The sequence below is a fragment of the Idiomarina sp. UBA4206 genome (genome assembly GCF_002383015.1).
GTDB lineage: Bacteria > Pseudomonadota > Gammaproteobacteria > Enterobacterales > Alteromonadaceae > Idiomarina > Idiomarina abyssalis.
The window spans coordinates 60,812-67,169 of sequence record NZ_DFTS01000043.1 but is presented as its reverse complement, the minus strand read 5'-3'; the positions used below and the strand labels follow the sequence as shown (position 1 = coordinate 67,169).

The window sequence follows — 6,358 nt, the reverse complement described above, 5'->3', positions numbered from 1 at the left end:
ACGCCTGGAAAGTGTGTATACGGCAACGTATCGAGGGAACCACCGTCAGCCTCTCCGTCAGTCCCAATTAAGGCATTGATTCCCTTAAGAATCATTGTATATCAATGGCTTACTAGCACTGAGTAAGTACCCATGGTGGTACAGAAAGGTGGTACAGATGGGCATAATGAGTCAACCCTATAAGCATCCCAAAACGGGCGTCTACTGGATTAGGCGCTCAGTCCCCAAAGGCATCAGAGAGACATTCGGTAAAACAGAAGTTAAACGTTCACTCAGAACTAAAGACCTGTCCGAAGCACGAGTGTTATACCCGATTGAATATGACAAGATAAACCAAGAGTTCATCGCGTGTAGGCGCGAACAGGAGCGTAAGCAAGCGCTTGCAGCCACTTCAGTTGTTGAGCAGGATAGTTTAAGCCCACGCGATATAAATATCCTTACAGCCCGCTACTACAATGCTGAGTTAAGTCGAATGCAACAGAGTAAGACGCTTGGTGAGGCTGATATGCTCATGTATGACCTTATGGCTATTAGGTTAGGTGAGTGGCGAGATGGCTCTGAAGCGGCTGAGGCTGTGCTTGAATCGGTCGATGATAGTGACGTTGGAGTAAGCTCTGAGATGGAGCATAGCGTTGAGGCTGAACTTGAAGCTGTCTTTGGTGATGTAGCTGATGAGTTGATTGCCAGCGGAGGCTATTTAATTAGCCGTGACAATGTTTCATATAAGCGTTTGCTTACGTCACTCGGTCGTTTAGTCCCACGCTTACGTCAGGCTGTGATTGACCTTGTACACTTCACTGGTAACGAACCAAGCCACCTTAACACTGAAAGAATGGAGTTAACGAAGCCATTAGAGCGGGAGGAGAGCACTGAGTCTTCTTTACCGTCTAAGGGTATGGTTACCATTAGACAGGTCTTTGCGAGCTACTGTGAGTCAACCAGAAGCTATAACAAGGGGCGAAGTAAAGCGACTGAGTCAACCCTCAGAGATTACCAAATAACCGTTGAAAGGTTTGATGAGTTCCTTGACGGTAAGTCTATATGTGAAGTGACTAAAACTGATGTATTGAGGTTTTCGGACTTGTTGCTGACTTTACCAAGTCGAGCACCTAAAAAGGTACGTGCATTGCCGCTGATGGAGCAAGCCGAGCTTGCCAAGTCTGAGGGATTAGCTTTGATAGCACCAAGCACGGTCAGGAAGCAGCTAATGGGATTGAGCGCGGTGTTTGAATATGCAACAGAGCATGAATTGTGTGCTGTAAACCCAGTGCATAAAACGACCAAGAGGCTCACTAAATCAATAGAAGCACGTACAGGATCTGAGAAACAATACGCACCTTCTGACCTTAGAGCTATATTCGCAAGTCCCATATTCACCGATAATTATAGACCTAAAGGTGGTCGATATGGTGAGGCCGTTCATTGGATTCCTTTACTTGCTTATTACACTGGAGCAAGGGTTGAAGAGCTGTGTCAGTTACATTTAACAGATATTCGCTCTGTTGATGGAATAAACTATATAGACGTTAACGCAGAGACTGAGGATAAAAGTGTTAAGAATAAGGGGAGCGTGAGACGCATTCCTATTCATTCTCATTTGATAGAGCTGGGCTTCATTGATTATGTGGTAAGTCTTCAACAAAGTCAGGTTCGTGTCTTTCCAGCTTTGACCCGTGGCAGCGGCGGCAAGTACTCTCCGCAAGTGTCTAAATGGCTTGGTGACTATTTCCGCAGTGAACTAAAGGTTAACCCTGAAGTTAAGCCTATGCACGGCTTTAGGCACACCTTTAAGACGCTGGCGAGGTCTGCTGGCATTGCTAAGGATATTAGCGATGTGCTGACTGGGCATAGCTCAGGAGACGTGTCAGACACTTACGGAGAATACCCGTTAGGTACGTTGAGTGAAGCTATTGAAAAGATACCGAGAGTGCTTGTGTCAAAGCGGTGATAAATTATACAGGAACGAAAAAAAAGCCCCAGCGACTGTGATAGTGGCTGAGGCTGATGTTCAATCTATTCGGTGCTCACGCTTGGTTAAGTTCAATGTCGAACGCTGGCGCTGTGAGTGTGACTATTAATCGCTAATGAACATAGAATAGCTTAGCGACTAAATTGCTACAGGTGAATACTGGTATGGGGAATTAAGCAACTCTGATGCAGTGATAATGGCTGACAGATTATTGCTGACAACTTACCTGAGTTTAGCGTGCTTCAGGTTGCCTTTAAGTTACCTCTAGGATGAACTTATAGCTACTGTCAGTTGACCTAGAGTCATCTTAAAGAAGACCTGTAGTTTATGTTATGTATTAATCATTATTGATTATTACCAATAACAAGACTCTGAGAAGACTTAAGGAAAGACCTTAAGATGAACTTAGAGTGCCCCCTTACCCCCACGATTCTGTCATGCCCCCTTGAATGACAGGTCGGTCAGACATGATAGTCCAACGAATAGGGATAAGTGGTCAGATGCTCAGTGATGCTGAGTTGACCTGAAGATAACTTAAAGACTGGATAGTTCAGTCAGTGATTATTTACCGTAGGTAGGTGACCTGAAATGAGCAGCATGATGTTAGCTGAATAGCAGGCTTAGCGTTTGACCTATAGTAAGACTTTTAGTTTTTCTTTTGCACTGTAGGGTCGTTCCTCCCCGTAGGCATGCGACCTGCACAGACCAGACAGGTAGAGTCCTGTAGACATACCGAGTTGCTGCGTGCTTGAATCAAAGTTAGTCCTCGTGTTGTCTCTCAGATTTTAAGCAGGGTCATGGTAATTGATGATTAAATAGACAGCCTTAGTAAGGCAGCTCATTATGCGCGTAAGACTCTAGGAAGCTCTCTAAGATCGTCTCAACGCCACTGGCTACTGTCGTCTTACCTGAACATTGAAACGATCTTAGCGGCTCATTTAAGAGGCTAATAGCGCGTTGTAAAAGCATATAAGTGACTGTAGAGTAAATGTGTCAACGGTACTCAAAAGGATATAAAAAATGATTAAGGAAATAAGAAAGGGTCTAGTTGTTCTCTCACTGAGCATTGGTCTAAGCGCTTGTGTAGCAACAGCCCCAAGTTCAGTGTCTGAGTCAGAACAGTCAGTATCGATAGAAAGAGACGAATTTAATGGTCAAACGTGGATTCGCACACCGCTTTTCTTAAGCAGGCAAGGGTTTACTGATACATTTCCCGTGAGTATCGCTTACAGAGCGCTTTACAAAGACCAGGAGCGAGTCTTTATTCAGCTATACGTCACTAAGAAAAGCACTGAGTGGGGCTTCTACCATACTGCTAATGGACAGGATGGTACCGAGTTACCTTTTGTAGATGTTGACAAACAGGTTGATGCTAATACTCAACTCGGTAGTGTTTATGTTGATGAGGATTTCGCCTTAAAGTTGTCGCGTGACTACTTAAGTAAAATGTCGCAAGAAGACTGGAAGATAAAAGTTTATGGTAAACGCGATGAAGGGGTCTTTATGGTGCCTAAGACATTCACTCAAGGTTTTCTCAATAAGCTGGAATGTTACGAGGCAGGAAACTGTTAAAGCGCTCTAGGAGCTCCCTAAGATCGGCTCAGCGTCAGTGGCTAGCAATGTATTACCTAATGGCTGAAACGATCTTAGCGGCTCATTTAGAAGGCTTTAAGACGATACTTCAGCTCCACTATTGGCTTGTTCATCCAATATACGGTAAACAGTAGCTCGACCAATACCTAAGCGTTTGGCTATCTGAGCCTTAGCGACCCCCTCACGGTGAAGCTCAAGTACCTTCTCACGGTCAACGCTAGGCTTCCTTCCCTTGTATGCGCCTCGCTCTTTCGCCAATGCTATGCCTTCACGCTGGCGCTCTAAGATGATAGCTCGTTCAAACTCAGCGACTGACCCCATGATTGACAGCATGAGCTTCTGCATTGGGTCTGGCTCAGTGCCGCCAAACGTCATGCTTTCCTTAACGAAGCGTATCTGTACGCCCTTGCTACTGAAGTACTTGATTAACTCGAGCAAGTCCTCAAGGTTACGCGCCATACGGTCAATGCTATGAACTACAACTGTGTCGCCTTCTCGTACATGGTCTTTAAGCTGCTGTAGCGCTGGGCGTTTAGTGGTTGAGCCTGAACACTTGTCGATGAACGTCTTATCCAACTGGATACCGTCTAGTTGGCGCTCAGTTCGTTGGTCAATGGTTGATACTCGTATATATCCTATCTGCTGCATGATTATGTCTCACTAGGTTCTAGATGTAGTGAGTTATACTGTCTCATAATCGATAAGTCAACCTAAATGATACAGTTTTTATGTCTCATGCTGATGTATCGTTACGCTGTACCTCAATGAAACCAGTGGTTTGACTTACTGGTCAGACCAGTATATAATTTAATCACTGACCTGTAGTCAACAGAGGAGCGCTTTATGACATTGGCGTATGACGAGGCGAGTGATGCTCGCCCATTGATGTATATCGACCAAAACATTATTGACGGTCTGCGCAAGGAACGTTTTTCGTTCGAGCCGCATGTCTTCAATAGAGACTTTCGCGCCGTATACTCCGATGAAACTCTCAGGGAAATTAAGCGAGCTGAGGATGGCGGAGGAGATTCGTCTGAATACTTAAGAGTGCTGTCTGATATAAATGCCTTTCATTTAAGGCAGAACCTCAGTGAAAAGTTTGAGCTTTTGAATAACGCTACCCTCCAGACAGCGAGTCCGTGGCAAATATATAGTGCCTTTACGGAGAATCTATGGCTCGATGACTTTGTTGAAGCACAAACTCTCATAAATCAAAAAATCATGGGAGGGTTACCTGAGCAGTCGTGGGAAGACATAGCTCGCAAGATGGTCGAGGTATATGTGTTATTAGATGAATCTGTTATCAAGAGCCTTGATACTGTGAAGGAGGCATCCCCCGAACTTGGGCAGCTAATCTTTGAGCACCGTGATAGCTTAGGCGGCGATTCGCTGCTCGGTGTAGAAATATACCGAGAGTCAGTGCAAAAACTGGTTGAAGGTCTAAAAAATAATCTTAACGACGATAGAAGTGAGCAATCGGTTATAGACGCATACCGTTCAGAATTAAGGTTAAGACCTAAGGAATTGAATAATTTGAAGCCTCCTAATGTGGTTGAGCAGGTTTGGCAGGTCATTTCTGCTGATAAGGCTATCCAAAGTTCAGGAATTGATATGCACCGCTACTTCGGTATTAATTCTGTTAACCCTGCTTACCCTCATCGGAACTTTTACGCGTCTGAACAGGTGGCTAATATTTATCTGCAATTGAATCTTGCTGGGTACTTTGCTGATGAGAAGTTGCATCAAGAGCGTGGATTTAGAGCATCAAACAGCGACATGAATCATGTGGCAATGGCGACATATTGCAACTATCTTATTAGTAATGATATGCGGCTTCTCAAGAAAGCGGCTGCTGCATACGATTGTTTGGACATTAATACGGAGATAATTGATATCTCAGCAAAATAAACTCTCATTGATGAGGCAACTGCGTAGGCAGGGGGGGGAGCATAAGTGTGATGCTTTTAATCTACCTACAAAAACTTTTGGCTCAAATTTGGTTTGGTGGCATGGAAGCTAGGTGCCCTCTCATATAAAAAATGAGACTGGTTTTCAGCAGCGGAATATAGGACATAGTGAAAAGTGACCACAGCTATAAGGGTAGATAACGGTAGCGAAATCGTCATTCGTGATTGCGGGTTCGAAGGGTTCGAAGTTGGGCTTGATGTATCGAATAGTCAAAACATCAGTATAAGCGGTACGAGATTTTCAAATGTCGCAACAGCAGTGAGAGCTGATAGAGTCGCAGGGCTTGTAGCTAAAGGGAACATACATAGAAATGGATTAACCGAGAGGGAAGTCTTCTTCGGTGATGGCCATATGTTTCGTTTGTCCGTTGCTGCTGTTTTAGTCTATCAATACTTGTATTAACGATTCACTGCGCCCGTGCGCTTAACTTTGAAGGAGTAGTCAAATGCCGATGTTTGTGGTTACCAACTCTACAGATGTGACGTTAGAGGACAACAAGACTGAGGGTCATGAATTTGCCCAGATTGATAATGTGCGAGGCCTAAAAGCCTCTCGGAACGAAGCTGGAAGTAAGTATAAGAGCTTTAAGCGCGAAGACCTCATAGATTTTCGACCTAACATTTTCGGTATCGGGTTAAATGGTAACGAGCTCGCTCGCAGGGTTCGGCAATTTATAAAGAAGCAGGACTAACTAGAAAGGTGGTACAGAAAGGTGGTACAGTGACCACTTATTAATCAATAATCAAAGTGTTGGTAAAGTCATTGACTCGCTTCTCTCTTTCCCTTACTATACGCGGCTTGTAGAGGAGAGGTGTCCGAGTGGCTGAA

The 6,358-nt window shown here is 44.4% G+C and carries 5 protein-coding genes; 4 read left to right on the top strand and 1 reads right to left on the bottom strand.

All coding sequences use genetic code 11. From position 1 onward, the window contains the following. The first annotated feature begins 166 nt into the window (after positions 1-166). Both B3180_RS09370 and B3180_RS09365 read left to right on the top strand, forming a co-directional pair. Positions 167-1,948, top strand: a complete 1,782-nt coding sequence (locus B3180_RS09370; protein ID WP_286844206.1) for a site-specific integrase — start codon at positions 167-169, stop codon at positions 1,946-1,948. Positions 1,949-2,989: 1,041 nt separating this feature from the next. Further along, a complete protein-coding gene (locus B3180_RS09365) occupies positions 2,990-3,541 on the top strand; it encodes a hypothetical protein (protein WP_278358327.1) in 552 nt (183 codons plus the stop codon). A gap of 96 nt (positions 3,542-3,637) precedes the next feature. Here the strand turns inward: B3180_RS09365 and B3180_RS09360 are convergent, their stop codons facing one another. After that, the gene (locus B3180_RS09360; protein ID WP_414653612.1) at positions 3,638-4,210 is read right to left on the bottom strand and encodes a recombinase family protein; all 573 of its coding nucleotides are present in this window, start codon (positions 4,208-4,210) and stop codon (positions 3,638-3,640) included. Between the two features lie 195 nt (positions 4,211-4,405). Between B3180_RS09360 and B3180_RS09355 the strand changes: the two genes are divergently transcribed. Both B3180_RS09355 and B3180_RS09350 read left to right on the top strand, forming a co-directional pair. Beyond that, positions 4,406-5,470 (top strand): hypothetical protein, encoded by a 1,065-nt coding sequence (locus tag B3180_RS09355; protein ID WP_273022316.1) that lies wholly within the window; start codon positions 4,406-4,408, stop codon positions 5,468-5,470. Positions 5,471-5,975: 505 nt separating this feature from the next. Beyond that, the gene (locus B3180_RS09350; RefSeq protein WP_273022314.1) at positions 5,976-6,221 is read left to right on the top strand and encodes a hypothetical protein; all 246 of its coding nucleotides are present in this window, start codon (positions 5,976-5,978) and stop codon (positions 6,219-6,221) included. Positions 6,222-6,358: the final 137 nt, after the last annotated feature.

Excerpts from the sequence above, each read along its gene's own strand:
- B3180_RS09370 (WP_286844206.1), top strand. The coding sequence starts at position 167 with ATGAGTCAACCCTATAAGCATCCCAAAACGGGCGTCTACTGGATTAGG.
- B3180_RS09360 (WP_414653612.1), bottom strand. The coding sequence starts at position 4,210 with ATGCAGCAGATAGGATATATACGAGTATCAACCATTGACCAACGAACT.
- B3180_RS09355 (WP_273022316.1), top strand. The coding sequence starts at position 4,406 with ATGACATTGGCGTATGACGAGGCGAGTGATGCTCGCCCATTGATGTAT.
- B3180_RS09365 (WP_278358327.1), top strand. The coding sequence starts at position 2,990 with ATGATTAAGGAAATAAGAAAGGGTCTAGTTGTTCTCTCACTGAGCATT.
- B3180_RS09350 (WP_273022314.1), top strand. The coding sequence starts at position 5,976 with ATGCCGATGTTTGTGGTTACCAACTCTACAGATGTGACGTTAGAGGAC.